The organism is Paenibacillus sp. 01T424 (genome assembly GCF_056398745.1).
Genome location: NZ_JBFTPZ010000001.1, coordinates 222,901 through 243,096, shown reverse-complemented (window position 1 = coordinate 243,096; position 20,196 = coordinate 222,901). Strand labels below are relative to the sequence as shown.

Annotated in this window: 15 protein-coding genes; 10 read left to right on the top strand and 5 right to left on the bottom strand. The window is 43.4% G+C overall.

What is annotated here, in order from left to right:
• Nucleotides 1-231 precede the first annotated feature (231 nt).
• On the top strand, nucleotides 232-885 hold the full coding sequence (locus tag AC1DPK_RS00880) for a helix-turn-helix transcriptional regulator (protein ID WP_477508980.1): 654 nt from the start codon (nucleotides 232-234) through the stop codon (nucleotides 883-885).
• A gap of 39 nt (nucleotides 886-924) precedes the next feature.
• Here AC1DPK_RS00880 and AC1DPK_RS00875 read toward each other — a convergent pair whose 3' ends face one another.
• Nucleotides 925-1,923, bottom strand: coding sequence for an NAD(P)/FAD-dependent oxidoreductase (locus AC1DPK_RS00875; protein ID WP_477508979.1), 999 nt, complete (start codon nucleotides 1,921-1,923; stop codon nucleotides 925-927).
• 203 nt (nucleotides 1,924-2,126) lie between these two features.
• Between AC1DPK_RS00875 and AC1DPK_RS00870 the strand changes: the two genes are divergently transcribed.
• The 9 genes from AC1DPK_RS00870 to AC1DPK_RS00830 all read left to right on the top strand — a co-directional run bounded on the left by AC1DPK_RS00870 (nucleotide 2,127) and on the right by AC1DPK_RS00830 (nucleotide 12,161).
• A complete protein-coding gene (locus tag AC1DPK_RS00870) occupies nucleotides 2,127-2,666 on the top strand; it encodes an NADPH-dependent FMN reductase (protein ID WP_477508978.1) in 540 nt (179 codons plus the stop codon).
• A gap of 166 nt (nucleotides 2,667-2,832) precedes the next feature.
• Nucleotides 2,833-3,117 carry a hypothetical protein gene (locus AC1DPK_RS00865; RefSeq protein ID WP_477508977.1) on the top strand — a complete coding sequence of 95 codons (285 nt, stop codon included), beginning with the start codon at nucleotides 2,833-2,835 and terminating at the stop codon, nucleotides 3,115-3,117.
• Nucleotides 3,118-3,479: 362 nt separating this feature from the next.
• A complete protein-coding gene (locus tag AC1DPK_RS00860) occupies nucleotides 3,480-4,655 on the top strand; it encodes a family 16 glycosylhydrolase (RefSeq protein ID WP_477508976.1) in 1,176 nt (391 codons plus the stop codon).
• Between the two features lie 57 nt (nucleotides 4,656-4,712).
• Nucleotides 4,713-5,930 carry a beta-glucanase gene (gene bglS, locus AC1DPK_RS00855; RefSeq protein WP_477508975.1) on the top strand — a complete coding sequence of 406 codons (1,218 nt, stop codon included), beginning with the start codon at nucleotides 4,713-4,715 and terminating at the stop codon, nucleotides 5,928-5,930.
• Nucleotides 5,931-6,011: 81 nt separating this feature from the next.
• On the top strand, nucleotides 6,012-7,343 hold the full coding sequence (locus AC1DPK_RS00850; protein WP_477508974.1) for an ABC transporter substrate-binding protein: 1,332 nt from the start codon (nucleotides 6,012-6,014) through the stop codon (nucleotides 7,341-7,343).
• A 42-nt stretch (nucleotides 7,344-7,385) separates the two neighbouring features.
• On the top strand, nucleotides 7,386-8,279 hold the full coding sequence (locus AC1DPK_RS00845) for a carbohydrate ABC transporter permease (protein ID WP_441880255.1): 894 nt from the start codon (nucleotides 7,386-7,388) through the stop codon (nucleotides 8,277-8,279).
• A gap of 13 nt (nucleotides 8,280-8,292) precedes the next feature.
• Entirely contained in the window at nucleotides 8,293-9,138 is an 846-nt protein-coding gene (locus AC1DPK_RS00840) for a carbohydrate ABC transporter permease (RefSeq protein WP_441880257.1), read from the top strand.
• 250 nt (nucleotides 9,139-9,388) lie between these two features.
• Complete coding sequence (locus AC1DPK_RS00835) at nucleotides 9,389-10,423, top strand: ABC transporter substrate-binding protein (RefSeq protein WP_441880258.1); 1,035 nt, start codon at nucleotides 9,389-9,391, stop codon at nucleotides 10,421-10,423.
• Between the two features lie 124 nt (nucleotides 10,424-10,547).
• Entirely contained in the window at nucleotides 10,548-12,161 is a 1,614-nt protein-coding gene (locus tag AC1DPK_RS00830; RefSeq protein WP_477508973.1) for a helix-turn-helix domain-containing protein, read from the top strand.
• A 223-nt stretch (nucleotides 12,162-12,384) separates the two neighbouring features.
• Here the strand turns inward: AC1DPK_RS00830 and AC1DPK_RS00825 are convergent, their stop codons facing one another.
• The 4 genes from AC1DPK_RS00825 to AC1DPK_RS00810 form a co-directional block, all read right to left on the bottom strand.
• Nucleotides 12,385-15,534, bottom strand: coding sequence for an ATP-binding protein (locus AC1DPK_RS00825; RefSeq protein ID WP_477509121.1), 3,150 nt, complete (start codon nucleotides 15,532-15,534; stop codon nucleotides 12,385-12,387).
• 527 nt (nucleotides 15,535-16,061) lie between these two features.
• A complete protein-coding gene (locus AC1DPK_RS00820) occupies nucleotides 16,062-17,066 on the bottom strand; it encodes a FecCD family ABC transporter permease (protein WP_477508972.1) in 1,005 nt (334 codons plus the stop codon).
• The gene (locus tag AC1DPK_RS00815; protein ID WP_477508971.1) at nucleotides 17,063-18,100 is read right to left on the bottom strand and encodes a FecCD family ABC transporter permease; all 1,038 of its coding nucleotides are present in this window, start codon (nucleotides 18,098-18,100) and stop codon (nucleotides 17,063-17,065) included. The genes AC1DPK_RS00820 and AC1DPK_RS00815 overlap by 4 nt, the downstream gene beginning before the upstream one ends.
• A gap of 6 nt (nucleotides 18,101-18,106) precedes the next feature.
• Complete coding sequence (locus AC1DPK_RS00810; protein ID WP_477508970.1) at nucleotides 18,107-20,086, bottom strand: AraC family transcriptional regulator; 1,980 nt, start codon at nucleotides 20,084-20,086, stop codon at nucleotides 18,107-18,109.
• Nucleotides 20,087-20,196: the final 110 nt, after the last annotated feature.

Sequence of the window (20,196 nt, the reverse complement as noted above, 5' to 3'; positions counted from 1 at the left end):
GCACCTCGCTTAGAATTGGAAAAAAGGATGGAGTTGAATTATTAAATTTATTATATATAATAGTATATAAAAGATCAAATCTAATTTTGATGATCCATTCCGATAAATGAAGATGAATAGCAGGATGAATTATTGCAGAGTGGAGACATTGATTTTAGAAAATGTTATTATTGCAGTATTCATTTCAGACATGAAATATTTCATATGACAATTATCGGAAGGTGATTAGGAATGACCAACATAGATCAAGGACAGCTTTCTACAAGAGAATATATTCTTCAACTGCTGAAGACGAAGGGTAATTTAAGTACAAAGGACCTTACGGAAGAGCTGGGAATTACGGTAATGGCCGTTAGACGTCATATTCAATCGCTGGAGAGGGATAATCTTATCTCATCGAAAACCATCAGACAAGCGATGGGCAGACCAACAGCGGTTTATTGTTTAACGGAGCAAGCAGACGGATTTTTCCCGCGCAAATATCATACCTTAACGCTTGAATTATTGGATGAGCTTACCGATCAGCTTGGCCCGTCGGCGGTAGATTCGTTATTTGAAGGCCGCAAAAACAAAATGACTAAAAAATACGAATCGAGCATGCAAAGCAAAGAGCTTGAGGATAGAGTGAAGGCACTCGCAGAAATTCAGAACGAGAATGGATATATGGTGGAATGGGAAAAGATCAACAATGAACAATTTATTTTGAAAGAAAATAATTGCCCAATTGAGCAAGTAGCGACCAAATATCAGCATGCCTGCCAATGTGAATTGAAGCTGTTTGAAACGATGCTGGGCGATGTAGAGGTTTCGAGATCCGAGTGTCTTGCCAAAGGCGGACAAAGATGTACCTATTCCATAAAAAAGAGACAAAAACAAGAACAGTGAGGTAGCATTTATATCTCACTGTTCTTGTTTTTTCTGTGGTTAAAGCTTCAGATTACTGCTGTGGCCGGGCGAGAGTTTAGCGGTAGGGTCCAAATAAACCTTAGCGTTATTAATGGCAGTAGGAGCTTCTCCGAAACCAACTGCAATAAGCTTTATTTTGCCGGGATAGCTTGTAATGTCTCCAGCTGCAAAGATCCCTTTAATATTCGTTTCCATTCGAGTATCAACAACGATAGAGCCGTTCTCCACTTCTAATCCCCATTCCAAAATGGGACCAAGCGAGGAAACAAAACCAAAATTAACGATGAGCGCGTCGCATGCGAGTTCGCGTGTTTCTCCTGTTTTGCCAAACGTAATCGTTATTTTCTCGATCTGTTCATCCCCGTGCAGCTCTGTAATCTCTGCTGGTGTAATGACATTCACTTTCGATTTTAGAAGATTTTCGACGCTGTGCTCGTGAGCGCGGAACTTGTCCCGCCTATGAATGAGCGTAACCTCTTCAGCAATCGGTTCAAGCATAAGCGCCCAGTCGACCGCGGAATCGCCGCCTCCGTTAATGATTACCCTTTTGCCGCTATACTGACTTAAGTCACTTATAAAATACTGCAAGTTTGTGTTTTCGAAAGGTTTGGCTTCTGGAAGCTCTAATCGACGCGGCTCAAATGCGCCTATGCCGCCGGTAATAATGACAGATTTACTATAGTGTATTCCTTTATCGGTTACGATTTCAAAATGATGCTCGTCCTTCTTAATTACTTGCTGAACCTTTTCTTCCAGGCAAACCTGCACAGGGAAATGATTCATTTGTTCTTGTAAATTATGAATAAGCTGCTGGGCTGTCACCTTAGGGAATCCAGCAACATCATATATATATTTCTCAGGGTATAGAGCGGCCAACTGCCCGCCGAGCTGAGGCATACTGTCCAAAATTTTCACGCTTGCATGCCGCATCCCAGCATAAAACGCAGCGAACATCCCTGTTGGACCGCCGCCAATAATCGTTATATCTGTAAATAGATCTGGTTGTTCATTGCTCACGAAAGGTTCTCTCCCTTTTTATTTATATATAGTATATTAAAATATATAATAAATGTATCTTATCTGTTAGATCATGTCAACGCTGTGGATATGGTCATTGACAAAGAACAAATGACCTCAATATAATATACATTATAGTTTAAAAAGTGTCTAATCAAAAACGGAATAAAAATCAATCTAAAATTTGCGGGAGCGTGAAAAGGATGAAATTGTTGGGCATTTCAGGTACTATTTTGGGATCAAAAACAGCTGCGGCTGTAGATGCGAGCTTAGACGTTGTCCGGAACAAATATCCGGATATTGAAGTCGATTTTCTGGATATGCGGCATTACAAAAACGTACAATTTTGCGATGGAAGCAATATATCCGACTACAATGAAGATACACAAAAGGTAATTGAGATGATAACAACTGCTGATTTCTATATTATCGGCACACCGATTTTTCAGTCGTCGATTACCGGCGTATTAAAAAATCTATTTGATCTCGTTCCCGTTCCCAAAATATCGAACAAAGTAATGGGATTTATCGCTACTGGAGGAACCAGTCATCATTACCTCGTAGTTGAAAATCAGCTGAAGCCGATAGCTGGTTATTTTAGAGCTTATGTAGCACCGGGCCATGTTTATATTCATGATGAACATTTTGATGAGCAGCAGCAAATTGCAAATGAGGACATCATTGCGCGTATCGAGAAGTTAGCTGATGAAGTTGTATTTATGCAGAATAGGCTAAAAGGTTAAGCAAGAATAGCTCGTTGTTATAAAAGTATAAATTATAAATGATCTATGCATTGATCTTTGGATAAACTTCCGATATATGGTAAAATGGAAAAGAGATCTGATTCTGATCTTCGCTTGATTGGAGCGGTTCTCCTTTTTTTCATAACAGATCGGGAGGTTATCATATATGAAAAAAATATGTTTAATAGCGGGATCAACATTCCTTCTATCTGGAACTCTACTATTTGGTATTGTATATCTAGCCATTGCTAATTTTGCTGGAAAAATGACGGGATGGAGTGATCCGCCCGGTAAATTCGCAATAGCTATGGATGAGACGATGATGACAGCACCTCATGTTATCAGCATTTTGTTCATGATTATAGGAATAATATTTTATGCTGTTGCTATTTATATGGCTTTACCTGTTAAGAAGGCAGAGGATAGCAGCAATGAAATAAGTGTGCAGTGAATGCTTTTGTTCTCTTAGCAAAAGTCTATATGAATATTAAACCGTCGAGCTCAGCACTCGAACGGTTTTTTTTATGCCTAAAAACTACGCTTCATCTGGACCTATGCCAAATAACAGTTGGATAGTGCCATTTTATAATCGTTAAGGAGGAGAAAAGCCTATTTTTTATTTGTAAAATTTAACCGTAAAGAACTTATTATTGCAAAATGCTAACTGTGGGAATGACACGAATGTAAAGAATGTTTTTCATCTACTTAACGAAGTAAAACTAAGCTTTTACGTTGGGAGGTGGGGCCTCAGGTAACGGCAATTAGGAGAGGTAAAAATGGAGAAAAGCACAATTTACTATGGGAGGCTCATTTGTGAAACAAAATCTTAAATCCACGCTGCTAACATTCATAGTCGCTGTTATGCTCTGCTCAATGCCGGTTGCTGCTATGGCAGAGGAAGCTGAAGCACCAGAAGCTTTAGGTAAAACATTTATAGATTTGCTGGACCAGAAGGATACGGATCGCTGGTATGCTTCTAACGGATGGTCCAATGGCGGAACCTTTCTGAGCGGCTGGAGAGATGATCATGTCATCTTTGAAGACGGGAAATTGAAATTGTTGATTGACGACAAGCCGTGTGCACAGGATAAAGCGCAATGCTCCGATAAACCGTATGCTTCAGGGGAATATTCTACAACACAGCGTTACGGATACGGTAAGTTTGAGGTTCGAATGAAAGCGGTTAAAGGCGATGGAGTCGTAACCGGGTTTTTCACCTATGGCGCTGATTCAGACGGTAAGGCTGACGAGATCGATATTGAGATTTTAGGTAAAAACACGACGCAGTTCGAAACGAATTATTTTACAAAAGGTGTTGGCATGCATTCGACGATCATTCCTCTAGGGTTTGATGCAGCGGATGATTTCCATGATTACGCCTTTGAGTGGGCGCCGGATTCCATCAAGTGGTATGTAGACGGCAAGCTCGTTCATACGGAAACCGGCTCGAGAGGAGAGCTCCCTTCAGCACCTGGCTATATGATTGTGAACATGTGGCCGGCTACCAAAACCAATGGCTGGGCGAACGAGTATGTGTATCCAGGTAAAACCCAGATCGCTGAGGTGGATCGAATAGCTTATACGCTGCCAAAGCAGCAGCCTGAAACTAATGTAGATCCTTCAACACCTGTAAAACAAGGGAAATCAGTAGATCTGCTAGTTGAAGATGCACGAGAACTAAAAGTATTCAAAATCGGRCAAACAGAAATGGCACCGCTTCGTTTTGTTATGGAAAGTTTATATGCAACGGTGAAATGGAATACAGCTAAACAAGAAATCATCGTCAATGACAAATTGTCCAAATCCGAATTGATATTTAAGGTGAATTCGAACGTTGCTTTTATTAATGGGATAAAAACGATGATGAAAAATCCAGTCATCCTGAATAATGGCCATGCTTACGTACCGCTGCTTGTTTTAACGGATGCGATTGGTGCTGACGTCATTCGGAAGGATGGAAAAGTAAGCATTAGCAGAGGAAATGAGTAAATTGAAAGCCTGTTTACCACTTTTTTTCGCAATACCAATCTGAGAAAGAGGTGTGTAATGATGAACAAGGCAAGCAATAGCAAAAAAAGAATGATGGTATGGCTCTTATCCTGTATGCTGCTTCTCTCTTTAATGATGCCGACTGTTACTTCTGCTGCTGATATTGCGTTTGATGAACCGTTGAATGGGATTAACAATAATTTGTTCTACACGTCGGATGGCTGGGGCAACGGAGTGGACTTTGGCGTTGGCTGGCGGGCAGCGAATCAAGAGTTTAGTAATGGAATTATGGCGCTTCGTTTGGACAATACGGGTTGCCCTGCCAATTGCGCAGGCAAAAATTATGCTTCCGGCGAATATGCAACGAATGTGAAATATGGATACGGTCGTGTCGAAGCGCGCATTAAAGCGGCTAAGGGTACAGGGCTTGTGACAGCACTCTTTACGTATTCGGGCCAAGCGACAAACACGTCAAACGATGAAATTGACATTGAAATATTAGGCAAGGATACGACTAAGCTGGAAGCGAACTACTTCACAAACGGCGTAGGCCAGCATAGCACGATTATCGATCTTGGATTCGACTCTTCCTTGGCCTTCCATAACTATGCCTTCGAATGGTCTCCTACGTATATCAAGTGGTTCGTTGATGGTAATTTGGTGCATACGGAGAACGGCTCGCGTGGTACGCTTCCTACAAGTCCAGGTCATATTATGGCCAATTTATGGTCAGGCGCAGGGCCTGCTGAAGTCTGGACCGGGCCGTTCGTCTATCCAGGCACGCCGATTCGGGCGTATTACGATTGGATCAAATTTACGCCAGCAAGCGATCTTCCTCCGGGAGAAGCAGAAGGCACGGGGCTTACTGCCAATTACTTCAACAACATGGATTTCACCTCGTTAAAAGCGACTAGAACCGATGCAACCGTGAACTTCGATTGGGGTTTAGGGGCTCCTATGACCAGTATGGATGCAGATACCTTCTCCGTAAGATGGACGGGCAAAGTGAAGCCTCAATACACAGGAACCTATACTTTTTATACGAGTAGCGATGATGGGGTTCGGCTCTGGGTGAACAATCAGCTCATCATTAATAAGTGGGTGGATCAGGCTACGACGGAATGGTCTGGAACGATTCAATTAACAGCGGGGCAGAAGTACGATATTAAGCTTGAATACTACGACAATACGGAAGACGCCATCGCTAAGTTGTCTTGGTCGAGTCCGCTTCAAGCGAAACAAATCATCCCGCAAAATAGATTGTATTTGAATTAATGGCAGTATGATCCTCCGTGACGAAATCTGTTGCGGAGGATCATTTTCAAAAGGGAGCAATGACAAAAGGAGAGATTGATTATGAACATGAAAAGGCCGGTATTTGTAACACTGCTCATCATGATATTATTTATCGTTGCTGCTTGCGGTTCAAATAATGGGAGTGCTGAGGCGGAAAAGCCAGCAGCTTCTGACACGCAATCCGAAGTGGCTAATGGACTTAAAGGAGAGTTTGAAATCCAATATTTTGTCGGGGGTTATGGGGATGCGTGGTGGATTGATGTTATTGATCAATTCCAGAAGCTAARTCCTGATCTGAAAATCAAGCAATCGGCTGGCCCCAAAATTAACGATCAAATGAAACCGAGATGGATTCAAGGCAATCCCCCAGATCTTGTTTACATAGATGGAGCTGGATCAAATCCGAGGCAGATGGTAGAAGACGACCAGCTTCTGGATCTATCGGATTGGATTCAAGAAGCGAGCAACGTAGACGGAGAGAAAATTACTGATGTTATGATCGCAAGTCCTGAGCAATACGGCGGCAAAACCTATAATATTCCGCTTGTATTCGGCTCATATGGCACATTCTACGATGCAGCGTTGTTTGAGAAAAATGGATGGGCTGTTCCTACAGACTTTGATCGTTTCTTGGAGGTAAGTGAGAAAATAAAAGCTGCTGGTATTAGTCCCTATATTCATACAGGCGTATATCCGGATTACATTCTTGGCGGCTTCGTATATCCAGCGATTATATCGGCGAACGGTGATAATGGGCAAATTCTGAAAGACATGGGTGACATGAAAGAAGGTATTTTCAAAAGCGAGCCCGTTCTTAAAGCGCTTCGTCAATTAAGCGAGATTTCCGCTAAGGGTCTAATTGATAAAGGTGCTCCTGCGCTTAACCATACAGATTCGCAGATGCAATTTCTACAGCACAAGGCTGCTATGATTCCGAATGGGCTATGGCTGGAAAGCGAAATGAAAAATGATGCGCCGACAGATTTTAAGTATGGGTTCGTTCCTTCAATAACCCAAGCGAAGGGCGGGAAATTCATAGCGTTGCCGTACACAAGTACGATGGCGATTGCCAAAAAAGCGAAAAATCCTGAAGCTGCCAAAGCGTTCATCGAATTTATTTTCACCAAAAAAGCGTCGTTGAACTGGGCGGAGAAAACCGGTGCTCTCATGAACGTGAAAGTAGATTTGGAATCTTCCAATGCTGGGGATACGGCCAAAAATGCTATGAAATATTACAATAGCGACAATACGATTGTCGCACCTGTAGTTGTGTTTAATGCTGATGTATTCAAGGTGATGAGTGATGCAACGATAGCTTTGACGATCAACAAAATCACACCGGAAGAGTGGACGGAGCGGGTTGAGGCAGCAGCAGCCAAGGCTAGAAAGTAAGCCACTTGCAATCTAGTTATTTCAGGTAAAGGATGAGCGTCAATGTCGCGTCAAGCACAAAGAAAGCTATTCATTATTACATTCCTTATTCCAACGTTTCTCTTCTTCTGCCTTTTTACACTGTTTCCCATTTCCAAAGGCATATACATCTCTTTGTTTGACTGGTCTGGCAGCTCTGAGCACATGACTTATATTGGTTTGGACAACTTTAAGGCTCTGATTCAGGATCCGATCGTATGGAGAGCGATTGGCAACGATTATTTTCTAGTCATTGGGAAAGTAATTGGAATCATTCTGTTAGCTACTTTCTTCGCAGTTGCAGTTACTAGGCTCAGAGTGCGGGGGCAGCAGTTTTTTAGATTAGTCTTTTTTCTTCCGAATTTGATCTCAATTGTGGTTATAGGTGTGTTATGGCGATTTGTTTATAATCCGAGCATCGGCTTTCTGAATTCGTTTCTTGGGATATTCACGAATGCCCATAACAATAGGCCTTGGCTAGGGGAAGAAGGAACGGCATTGTGGTCGATCTTATGGCCCTCGATTTGGGCTGGGGTAGGATTTTATTTTCTCCTGCTCGTTGCCAGCATTCTTAGCATACCTGCTTCTTTGTACGAGGCGGCTGAAATGGATGGAGCCTCGCCTAATCGACAGTTTTGGAGGATTACGCTTCCCTTGATCTGGGAGCAGGTTAAGGTCAGCATTCTTCATATTGTGATGACGACTTTAAACGGCTCCTTCGTGATGGTTTTATTGATGACGGAAGGAGGACCAGATAATTCAACGCAAGTGCTAGGTTCCTATTTGTACCAAATGGGATTCCGTCAATTTCATATGGGTTACGCTGCAGCACTTGGTGTATTGATCTTGATCTTATCTCTAGCAACAACGCTAGTCTTGCAGCGAGTGCTTCGACGCGATAGCATTGAATTTTCATAGAGGAGATGCATGTATGAGCTTCAGTCAGCCTTCACGAATATTTAGGACAGCAGCCATCCTCGTTCTTCTTCTGTGGACCTCGGCTGTGCTTTATCCGCTGCTTTGGACATTGCTAAGCGCTTTAAAAAATAATACGCAATTTTTAACGAACAAACCTTGGTCACTGCCTGAATTTCCGCTTTACTGGAGCAACTTTTCTTATGTGTGGAAAACCTATCATTTTGGCGACTATTTTTTGAATTCCGTATACATTACTTTAATGAGCTCATGTTTATCCATTTTGTTATCGGCTACAACTGCCTATGTTATAGCACGTTTCAAGTTCAGCGGCAGCCAGTTGATGTATATGATCTATTTGTCCTCAATGATGATCCCTCTTATTTTGGGGCTGGTACCGTTGTTCTTTCTCCTAAACGATTTGTACTTAATTAATAAACTAAACGGATTAGTACTTGTATATACAGCGTGGTCATTGCCGTTTGGCGTTTTTGTGTTGGTCAGTTTTTTCAAATCGCTGCCGAAGGAATTGGAGGAAGCCTCCTATATTGACGGGGCGGGGTATTTTAGAACCTTTTTTCAAATTATGCTGCCGATGGCTCGATCCGGTATGATTCCCATTTTGATTATGAACGCTTTGAACAATTGGAATGAGTACATTATGGGGACGATCTTCGTGAATGAGCCTTCCAAGTACACACTGCCTGTTGGAATTGCGATCATGCAGGGGGAGATGCAGTACCGAACCGAATGGGGGCCATTGTTCGCTGGACTGTTAATTTCAATGGTGCCTGTTGTACTCGTCTATGCTTTTTTTCAAAGATATATTGTAGCTGGAATAACTGCTGGTGCGGTAAAATAATGATTATTTGCGACAAACAATCGGCTTTGGGCGAAACATTTTGCCTAGAGGCGGTTGTTTTTTTATATAAAGATGACATGTTTTTTAGGATTGAATCGTGTTCGTTATCTCATGTTTGGATAAAAAACTCGCATGAGAATGGACATTGTATCCCAAAACCATAATGATATAATTGCTCATGAACGAAATGAGAATGATAATCAATGAAAACATTTCGTTACGACAATACATATACAGGAGTGGGTAAAATATGTTTCGGCATACAGGTTCACGCAGCATTATCGTAAGGGGTCTCATTTCTCTACTGATTGTTTTCATCGCACTCACAGGATGCAGCACACCGCAAGAAGAGAAGGAAGAAGCAGCGAACAAAGGAAATGCTGTGAATACGCAAACAGACAAAGCCGCAGAGAATGATAAAGAAGTGAAAACGAATGAGAATGAAACACGCGTAGTGAAGGATTTTTTTGGTGACGTTGAAATTCCGGTTAAACCAAAGCGAATAGCTGCTATTTATTTGGAGGATTATTTAGTCACTCTTGGCGTGGAGCCTGTTGTACAGTGGTACCATCCGATGTGGGGCAAACAGGAATATTTGAATTTAGACGTTCCTCCATTTGATATAACAGGAAGCATTGAAGCACTGCTGGATGCGGAACCAGATCTTATTATTACAGATGGTTTTGTAGATGAAGCGATCTATGAAAAATACTCTAAGGTAGCACCAACCTTTCGGATGCCTGACGACATTTTGATGAGCAGCTCCTCCGATATTCTTCTTAAGATTGCTGATCTAATTGGTGAACAAGAGAAAGCCGAGAAGCTGGTGAAGGACTACGAGCAGCAAATCGCGGATACAAAAAGCAAGCTGAAAGCAGCAATTGGAGAAGAATCTGTTGCTGTGTTGCGACTTAATATCGGCGAGACTGACCTCAATCTTCTTGGAATTAAGAACAAATTTATTGGTTCTATCCTTTACAAAGAATTAGGCTTAACTCCGCCAAAGATGGTTGCGGATATGGAAGCCTTTATTGAAACGATCTCCATGGAGAAGCTTCCTGATCTTAATGCAGACCATATCATTATTTTAACTTCAAATGGATCTTGGTCATCGGCCGAAAATCAAGAATCCATTAAAAATCTATTCGATAGTCCGATTTGGCAAAGCGTCCCTGCTATAAAGAAAGGAAATGTTTATCAAGTGGATCGGACCTATTGGCAGACGGGTGCTTTCACGGCTAACCAACTCAAAATTAAAGATTTGGAAAAAGTGCTGCTGAAGTAACATTCGCGCTGCGATTACAATTTTATCGGAAGAGCATTTCAACGAACAGTTGAAGTGCTCTTCTTTATCGTTTATAGTGATTTTATTGATAATCATTCTCACGGAAAGGAGGGCTTATGAATCTATGCAAGAGACAAACGCCAATACGAATACATCTCCAAGCAAAATCTATCGCTTAACCGGAGTGAAATATAAGGAATCTGAACCTCATGAACAACAAAAAGCGAGAAAAAATGATTGCTATCGATTGTTTGTCATTATGGACGGAGGAGGGCGCCTCGTTCTTGATGGATGTGGTTATCAGCTCGAGCGCGGCAAATGTTTTATTTCCGAGCCAGGGGCAACCATTACAAATGAAGTTGGCAGCAGCGGACTCATTCATTATGAACTAAGCTTTGAGATTCTTTACATTGGAAAAGATGCTCGGGCCGCATCGGATAGCGATTGGAGTACTTCATTTCCATGTACAGGAGAAGTGGTGTGCCACCCATTTTCCCAATGCTTGGAGTGGGTTGAGAGGCTACATAGCTTTAGCTTATCAGACACTAGTGATGAGCTGGACGATTTGGATCAACAAATATGTTTTCAACAATTGCTCCGACATATTCTCAAGCACAATCTGACCATTTCTCATGCCCAGAGTAGTCGGAAAGCGGTTGAAGCTACAATTGATCGGCTATACCATGACTATCGCAACGAATGGTCGGTGGGCCAGCTGGCGAATTTGACCGATGTTGGCCGCACACACTATTCGCGTTTGTTCAAAGAGATAACGGGTCAGGTGCCGCTGCAGTACTTATCCGGCATTCGAATTAATCAAGCGAAGCACCTGCTGCAAGCAACCGATGATCGTTTGTCCGATATTGCACAGAACGCCGGATTTGGCGATGAGTTTTATTTTAACCGCCGCTTCAAGAAGACAGTCGGCATATCGCCAGGGCAATACCGAAGACATTACCGAGAGGAGATTCGTGTATTCGCACCGTTTCTTGAAGATTTTCTGGTAACGCTTGGCGTTACGCCTATCCTGCAGTGCTCCATAACGAATTGGGGAAAACAGTCGTATTTGGGGCTTGAGCATATTCCTGCAATTGAGATTTCCGATAAATATGCTGCTCAGCTGCCGATAAAGCCGGACTTTATTTTGGTAGACAACGGCTTTCCAGATAAATGGGACCATCATCTCTTGGAGGAACAGGCTCCGCTCTACAAAATGTCCAATGAGGGGGAAGATTGGCAGGAGACTTTGCGAATCATGGCAGATCTAATTGGGAGAGGAAAAAACGTAAAAGTCGTTGATATTATAGCGAAGTATGAAAAAAAAGCAGAAGCTGCTCGGAAAAAGCTTCGCCCGATTCATCATCAAACCACCGTTTTTCTGCGAATTCAAGCCAATGGAATATTGCTGTACGGCGGTCCGGATAAGGGATACACGGGGCCTGTTCTCTATAGTGACCTGGGAATGACGCCTCATCCGCTTGTAAAGCAATTGACAAAGAGCACAAGGACAGCCGTGCTAACACCAGAATTGCTCGCGCAAATCGATGCCGATAATGTGTTCGTCACTTTTGAAATTTCAGAACAAGAGAAAAGGAATCTTTACGCGACGCCACATTGGCAATCGCTTCCCGCAGTACGTCATAACCGTGTATTCGAGGTTGATTTTCTGAGCTGGATGAATTACGGCGTCCTCGCCCATAGCCTGAAAATCGATGATGTCCTTCGTGCGCTTGGCTAGATAAGGAAGAGCGTGAAGGAGCCCCTCCTCTCCGATATCTTCAAGCTGCAACTTCAGTGCTTTCATGGCTAGCCTACCCCTACTTTTAACCGTTCCGAGCGGAATGTCGCAGTTCACGGACACTTCTTTCGAATTTTTTTTTCGAATAATAAAAAGACGAACAAATGAGAAACCATTTGTCCGTCTTTTTTGTATCGATGAAGTTGTTTAGCAGCTGCTAAAATCAATCGTTATCCATAGCCTGCTGATTGCGATTGTTTGGAATGACAAACGACACGGTGGTTCCTTCCTTGGGCTTACTGATTATAGATAAGCCTTGACCATACATTTGAGTCAATCGTCGATTCGTATTGGCAATCCCTATTCCGCCTTTTCCTTTCATCGTTGGACTGAGCAGTTGAATGACCTGTTCTTCATTCATGCCTATGCCATTATCAATGACTTCAACTCGTATGAAGCTGTCTTGGCGATTGATTCGAATATGCAGCGTGCCGCCATTGTTCTGACTAAGAAGCCCATGTTTAATCGCATTTTCAACCAGCGGCTGTATAGAAAGAGGCGGGATAAGCAAGCTGATGTTGGCATCAACTTCCCATACGACAGTCAACCTGTCCTCGAAACGTTCTTTTTCAATATACAAATAGGCTTTGACAAGCTCCAGCTCGTGAGAGAGCTCAACAAGCTCCCCTGTATTTAAGAAGTCAAAGCTAATCCGTAAAAAGGATACAAAAGAATCGCCCAGATTACGCATCTTTTCAGTATCAATATCGCTTAGCGCCATTAAGGAGTTAAGTGTATTGAACAGAAAATGCGGATGGATTTGTGCCTGAAGATAAGCGGCTTCTAAACGCAAACGTTCATTAATAGACTGCTTCAGCATGGTCAACGCCCTGATTCGGTATTTGAGTTCCAGAGCATCTACAGGCTTGGTAACATAATCATTGGCTCCAGACGAGAATCCGGTATAGATGTCAGCAGGCTGACTTCGGGCAGTCAACAGCAAAATGGGGAGCTCCGATACAGAGTATTGCTCCCGTACCTTCTTCGTTAACTCGTAGCCGGACATCTGTGGCATCATAACATCGGCAACTAATAGATCCCACTGCCCACTGCCTAGCAACACTAACGCTTCACGTGCTGAATTGGCTGTTGTAATGTTATAAGGCTCGGAAGATAAAATGCCAACAAGCACATTCAGATTAACCGGGTCGTCATCCACTGCAAGAATATTCATTTTTCCATCATTCAGAAATGGCGGGTTGGTTGCAGAGGCTGCTAATTCGTCGATTGTGATGTCAGGAAAAAATAATCTACCATGGCTTTCTTCTGTTCCTTCCGTTGTATGGTGTATAGGAAGCAAGGGCTGTGCTGAAGGTAGGCTGGACATATTGGCAAGCGGTAATTGAAAGCTGAAAACAGAACCTTTGCCGAGTGTAGAGCGAACAGTTAGTGCTCCGCCATGCAATTCGACCAACTGCTTGCAAATGCTTAAACCAAGCCCGATTCCTCTTCCATCATTGATACCATAAATGCCTTGTTCGTAAGGGAGAAAGATGCGCGCCTGCGTTTCTTTATTCATGCCGACTCCGGTATCGGAGACATGAATGACGGCATTCCCATGCTGAATTTCGGTAGAGATGGAAATTGTTCCTTCTTCCGTGTATTTTAGAGCGTTGTGCAATAAGTTGTACAAAATTTGTACAAGCCTTTTCTCATCTGCCATGACCCAAGGCATCGATTCAGCTATATTCACATGCAGTTGAATCGGTTTGCCTTCGATCATAAATTTCAGCATGCTAACGATGCCAGGCACGATGGATTGAATTTGTAAAGGCTCCTGCTGCAGCACGATTCGGTGTTCCTTCAGCCTTGCTACATCTAGAAGATCACCGAGCATATGCGACATACGGCGGCTTATTCTTATAAGCAGCTCCATATCGTTAACGCTTTTTGTATTCATTTGCCCTTTCTCTTTCGTTACAACGGTTTGAGCAATATTCATAATACCGTGCAGCGGCGTTCGCAGTTCATGTGAAGTATTGGCAAGAAATTGGTCTTTCAGCTTGTCAGCCTTTTTTAACTGTTCGTTCAGCTCTTTGTTTTCCTTCGAGTTACGGAAAAATTGCTTTAACCAGTACGTAGAAAAACCAATGATAGCTGCTATGATATCTATTGGATAATATACAACCGAAACCTGGCTATTTGAGTTGATTAAGCTCCACAGAAAGCTGGACATAACGCCTGCAGCAGATAACAACAGGAAGACGACGTCGTTGTTGTCTGTTTGCTTCCTTAAGACCATCGTTCCTGTTATATAAACGAACCAAGCAAAGGGCAATAGATAAAAAAAAGAAAATATTTTTAATGCTACCGATTCATTTACAAGCGGTGCGTTTGCGACAATTAGAAACACAGAATAAAAAATGAGCGCTGCAGTGAATGCTCCCAGCCAGCGGTTCTTCGGAGGAGCCGAAGACAATCTTCTAAATAGTAGAAAAATAAAAAAGGAATGCCAAAGCAGAGAGAGCAGCCTGAGCTTCAGCGCCCATGTATAGTTGAGTGGCAGCCATAACAAGAGCAGGTTGTCATGGCCGACGACGATCGTAATACCGGTAGCGAGCGTTAATAAACCAACGATAAGCAAACTTTTTTCTTTAGGATTGAATAAGAAAAGGATAGTAGCATACAAGCCGTGAAGCAGCAAAACAACAAATATGACGAGCTGAAAGCCGATAGAGTACCATCGCACATAATCAATCGCTGCTTGTGAACCAAATTGAATGGAGTGTAAAATTCCCCCGTTGTAAGCATCGTCATAGTTAGCAACACGAATGAGCAGTTCAAGCTCTTTGGTGCCTTTTACAGAGTAAGAAGCGGTGTAGGAGATTTTCTTGGGCTTGTACTCCTCAGCATTTTCGGCAGGTTTTCCGAAGTCGTTCTCAACAAGTCCATTTAATTCTACGCCTGATGAGGCTTGTATTTTTTGCAGCCAAAATGCAACAGGCTGCTCTAGCGGATCGATCAGAATACGCAATCGGTACGTTCCGTACCCGATAGAGGTGTCTGCCTCTTTGGTCAGCACACTGCCCCAGTCACCTGGAACCTGAATATAGCGGAACTGGTTTTGCAGCGGCTGAACATCCTGATGATGGATTAATTTTGCAGGGTAAAACTCCCATTGGCCATCCAATGGAATGGTAGCTGAGTTGTTAAAGTCCCAGCCGCGCATGTCGAGTACGCCATTTACAGCACGAGGGTGCTCCGCTGTAGAAAATAGTTCAGACCATGTCCATCGCAGGGCAAGAAGAATGCTAAGAAACAATAGAATAATAGCTACATATTTGAAGGTGATTTTATTTTTCAGCTGTATCATCATACATTGAAATTCGACATAATACGCGTTTTTCCTTTAACATATTTTGGCTATTTTTATGATTGAAGCGAGTAATGTATACGATTGGCAGCTTGGGAAAATATCAAAAAAACAGCGGCAAAGGTGCTTCTAGTTATGTTCATTAAGCTAACTTAGTAGAATATGTTCTCATAGGTAGTTAGTTTTGATATACTGTATAAGTAAATGAGAATCATTATCGATTATTTTATTTTCTAACATATATGGTTTGTCTTTAGGGCCAGCAGGCTACTTGTCTTCACAGGGCCGAACGATTTATGACGCAAGGTTTCGATGGTATTTCAGGATGTGTATTTGTTTCAGGATACGATAGCTAACAATATCCGATTCGGAAAGAGCGATGCGTCGCAGGAGGAAATTTAGTAGATATGTCTGAGTCATGATTGATTGAAGAAGAAAGGAAGACCTCGAGCCTAGTAGGCCGAGGTCTTCCTTTCTTTACATCAGGGGGAAATGTATCTGATTACATTCGATTTTCTTTACCATGTTTATCGCATCAATAAATATAGGAAATAAGGGACGCTTAGGATCGTAACGATAATACCTGCTGGAATATCAGCTCCAAAACTAACGGTGCGGGCAATCGTATCGGCCGCAACCATAATAATGCCGCCAATGAGCGCTGAAGCAGGAAGCAATAGCTTATGGTCTGGACCAACAAGTTTGCGTGCAATATGAGGACTGATCAGCCCGAGGAAGACGATTGAGCCTCCGAGTGCGACGCATCCCGATGCAATGGCGACCGCGGCTAGGACGAGCCCTAGAAATTCTTTTTTAACGTGAGCGCCTACGCCAGTAGCAATCTCAGTGCCAAGATTCAATGTATTGAGCACTAATGATTTGTACCAGATATACGACACAAGTATTAGCACCCATGGGGCAAGAAGCGCAATATATTGCCATTCCGTCCCCCATAAATAACCAGCCTGCCATTTCTGAGCGAAGACATACTGCTCGTCATCCAGCTTGAGCGTCAGAAACAGGGTTAAGGCGCTGAGGCCGACATTTATTGCAGCTCCTGTCAGTACGAGACGAGTGGAAGAAGGATCGCTTCGTGACCTATAGGCAAGAATATAAATCAACAGTGCAGCCAGCAATCCCCCAACAAACGCCATGACGGGTAGCAGGAAGGCAGATGATAATCCAGAAAGGCCGAATAGCGTAATGAACAGTAGAACCATGAGCCCTGAACCGGCGTTGATACCGAGCATCCCTGGATCAGCGAGATCGTTGCGCAGAAGTCCTTGGAGAACAGCTCCAGAGATCGCCATTCCCATGCCTACAAGCGCAGCCAATACGATGCGCGGCAGCCGAAACTTGAACACGACAAGATTTTGTCTCTCCGTGCCTTGTCCAAATAAAGTGTTCAGCACCTCTCCGGGGTGAAGCGCCATCTTCCCTGTATTCATGCTGATAAGAATACCAGCAATTAGCATCACCAGCAGCCCTGCTAGCAGCAGACTTCTTCTTCCGTGTAATAGTTGCTGCCTCATTCAAACGCTCTCCTTTCCCTGCGAGAAATCAACAAGAAGAAAGGAACGCCGACAATGGCGAAAATAATGCCAAGCGCCATTTCGTTCGGACGGTTGACCAAACGGCCGATTAGATCGGCGATTAGCATAAACAGTCCGCCATATACAGCCGAGGCAGGAATGATATACCGATAATCGACCCCAACCATGAACCGCATCATATGCGGAACAATGAGTCCTACGAATCCGACCGGGCCTACGAGCACAACTGATACACCGGCCAATAGAAGAACCGCAAGGGAAGAGAGGAGCTTGACGACTACAGTTCGCTGTCCCACGCCCCGCGCAATTTCCTCGCCTAGGTTCAGGATAGTAATAGAGCGCGCGAGTCCTATCGATAGTGCTAAACCTATCACAAACCAAGGGGCAGTCAGTGCGAGCTCCGCCCAAGTAGCCCCAGCAACGCTACCTGACGTCCAGTAGGAGAGAGCTTGACCGATATTAAAATTAATAGAGATAAATGTACCAATTGCTCCAAAAAGCAGTGTGATTGACATGCCCGCAAGCACTAGCCGCTGAGGTGACATGCCCTTGCGGCTCAGAGAAGCGGTTAAATACGTTAACCCTGCGCCAAGGCCGGCTCCGATGAAGCATACCAATAGCAGCACGCTATATTGGCTCCCCGGCATAAATGCTAATGCAATCGCCATAGCTAAGGCGGCTCCTGCGTTTATTCCCATCAACCCTGAATCAGCCAGCGGATTGCGTGTGCTTCCTTGCATAATCGCTCCTGCGACCGCAAGGCTGGAACCAACGATGATATCTGCAATGGTTCGGGGGAACCGCAGGAAACGAATAATTTGGTGTTCAGTTAGCTTTTGATCAAAAGAAAAGACAGCGCTCCATGCCGTTGATAGGTCCATTCGAGCAGCTCCGAACGAAATGGACGCAGCAGCAGCCAACAGCACTAACAGGCATCCAACGAGCATAATGGTAGCAAAATAAGTGTTTGTAGGCTGGCTTTTTGAAGCCAGCTGCTCTTTTACGTAGACCATGCCGGTTTAGTTTTTTGTTGCTGTGGCCAGCAACTGTTCGACGATAAAGTCAAGCTGTTCATCAAGGGAATAGATATCACTGTAATATGAGAGGTTAAAGCTCAGCTCGATCATTCTGCCTTCTTTGACAGCTGGAATGCTATTCCAAATTGGATTGCCAGTCAAATCATCCATTCCTTCATAGGAAGAACGGACAACATAATCGCCAATATACTCTGGAAGGACTTCCATAGAAACGGTATCACCTTCTTCATCCGTTGATCCATCAATTTTTTTCTGAATGATCTCTGGCGCTTTCATGCCTAAATATTCATAAATAATTTGAGAGCCGCGTCCAAATTGCTTGCCGGTTACGACCGACATTTCCTTTTTTCCGCCTTCAATAATCGTTACCGTTTTGTCCAGTACGCCAGCTGCTGCGAGCTTCTCTTTGCTTTCTTTTACCTTCGTATTAAAGTTGTCAAGGAGGGTTTGCGTTTCCTGCTCCTTACCGAAGGTTTGGCCCAGCAAAGCAAGTCTTTCATCCGTAGTCATTTTTTCATTTGGAACAAGAATGGTTGGTGCAATTTGGCTTAATTTCTTATACGTATCCTCAGAAGGGACAATAATGAGATCTGGCTCAAGCGCCATAATGGCTTCTGGGTTCGGCTCAAACCAACTGCCCAGCATTTTCACCCCTGCAAGATCCTTTTCAAAAGCAGCCCCTTCGAATACATCGGACACACCAACTGGCTTAATTCCCATAGCAACGACGTCACCTAGCAAATAAAGCACGACTACACGTTTAGGTTCAGCTGGAACCTCAACATCACCCATTACAGTAGACACGATACGTGTTGATTTACTTGCTTGATTGTTATCGCCAGCGGTACCATTCGTATTTTGAGCGGCATTGGATGCAGCTGCGGTATTTGTAGTAGTCGAAGAAGAATTGCCGGTATTCGTTCCGCCTGCTGAGCAAGCTCCTAGCAGTAGCATTAAACTGAGCAATATGCTCACAGCTAATCCAGGTTTTGTGTGTCTTTTCATTTGTATAGACCCTCCACGTTTATATTGATAATGATTATCATCATCGTTACCAATATAACGCCTCATCCCGCCTGATCCAATGGATAATCTGGTTAAATTAAATGGATAATCATCTATTTTTCGTCGCTGCCGCTCTGATGTCCGAAAGTGAAGCGGTGACAATCCCGTATATTTTTTGAAAATTCGGCTGAAATAATAGACATCTGAATAGCCGATTTCCCTTGCGATTTCCTGCATATCAGCATCTGTACCAAGCAGTAATTCGATGGCGTGAGCTACCCGAACCTGAATTAAATAATGGATCGGACCGGCCCCTTTTTCTTCCTTAAACCGCATGGATAGATGACGTGGGCTGTAATTCAGCGTATCAGCAATTGATTCCAGTGTTAGGCTCTTTTGATAATGTTCATCTATGTACCTTATGGCTTGTGATACAAGATCCGGTTTGCGCGCATCAATCCCTTGAGTATCCATTTGACGAAGAAGCTCATGCAGAAACTGATAAAAGAGTCCCTTAATATGAAGCTGATCCAAACTATGCGCACCTTGCCATATATTTCTCATAAGGGTGAGGCAGCGGAGCAGAGCGAGCGGCTCCTCTGGCCGAAAGGCATATTGGAGCGAAAAAGGATTATAGCGCTCCATTAATTGTGTAAGCTCTTTCCGGCCCGTGAATGCATACCCGGTTTTGTAAAACAGTTGATAATATTCAAATTCTTCCTTTGCCTCTATATCTAGGCGCATCCCTTTACCGCCATGCAGCATATGAAAGCGCCTTGCTTCATGCTTATTGCCGTCGAGCTGTAGAGTTGCTGAACCTCGAACACCATAAATAAAGCTGCTTGCCGGCAGCAGATAAGACTCAAGCAGCTCGCCTGGTTCCATAATAACGTGACGTATGTCCAATATTTTTACAGCTGCATGATTCCATAACAAAATATGTTCTTCCAGTTTCATAATGCTTTCATCTCCAATCCTTCTCCCTGTAAGATTGGATTCGTATAAACGGGGAGAAGTACGTTAGAGCTATACGATCTCACCATTATAATTGATAACCATTATCACTT

Coding starts and splice junctions, on each gene's coding strand:
- AC1DPK_RS00865 (WP_477508977.1), top strand. CDS start 2,833: ATGAAAAAAATATGTTTAATAGCGGGATCAACATTCCTTCTATCTGGA.
- AC1DPK_RS00820 (WP_477508972.1), bottom strand. CDS start 17,066: ATGAGGCAGCAACTATTACACGGAAGAAGAAGTCTGCTGCTAGCAGGG.
- bglS (WP_477508975.1), top strand. CDS start 4,713: ATGATGAACAAGGCAAGCAATAGCAAAAAAAGAATGATGGTATGGCTC.
- AC1DPK_RS00880 (WP_477508980.1), top strand. CDS start 232: ATGACCAACATAGATCAAGGACAGCTTTCTACAAGAGAATATATTCTT.
- AC1DPK_RS00810 (WP_477508970.1), bottom strand. CDS start 20,086: ATGAAACTGGAAGAACATATTTTGTTATGGAATCATGCAGCTGTAAAA.
- AC1DPK_RS00835 (WP_441880258.1), top strand. CDS start 9,389: ATGTTTCGGCATACAGGTTCACGCAGCATTATCGTAAGGGGTCTCATT.
- AC1DPK_RS00870 (WP_477508978.1), top strand. CDS start 2,127: ATGAAATTGTTGGGCATTTCAGGTACTATTTTGGGATCAAAAACAGCT.
- AC1DPK_RS00815 (WP_477508971.1), bottom strand. CDS start 18,100: ATGGTCTACGTAAAAGAGCAGCTGGCTTCAAAAAGCCAGCCTACAAAC.
- AC1DPK_RS00840 (WP_441880257.1), top strand. CDS start 8,293: ATGAGCTTCAGTCAGCCTTCACGAATATTTAGGACAGCAGCCATCCTC.
- AC1DPK_RS00825 (WP_477509121.1), bottom strand. CDS start 15,534: ATGATACAGCTGAAAAATAAAATCACCTTCAAATATGTAGCTATTATT.
- AC1DPK_RS00830 (WP_477508973.1), top strand. CDS start 10,548: ATGCAAGAGACAAACGCCAATACGAATACATCTCCAAGCAAAATCTAT.
- AC1DPK_RS00845 (WP_441880255.1), top strand. CDS start 7,386: ATGTCGCGTCAAGCACAAAGAAAGCTATTCATTATTACATTCCTTATT.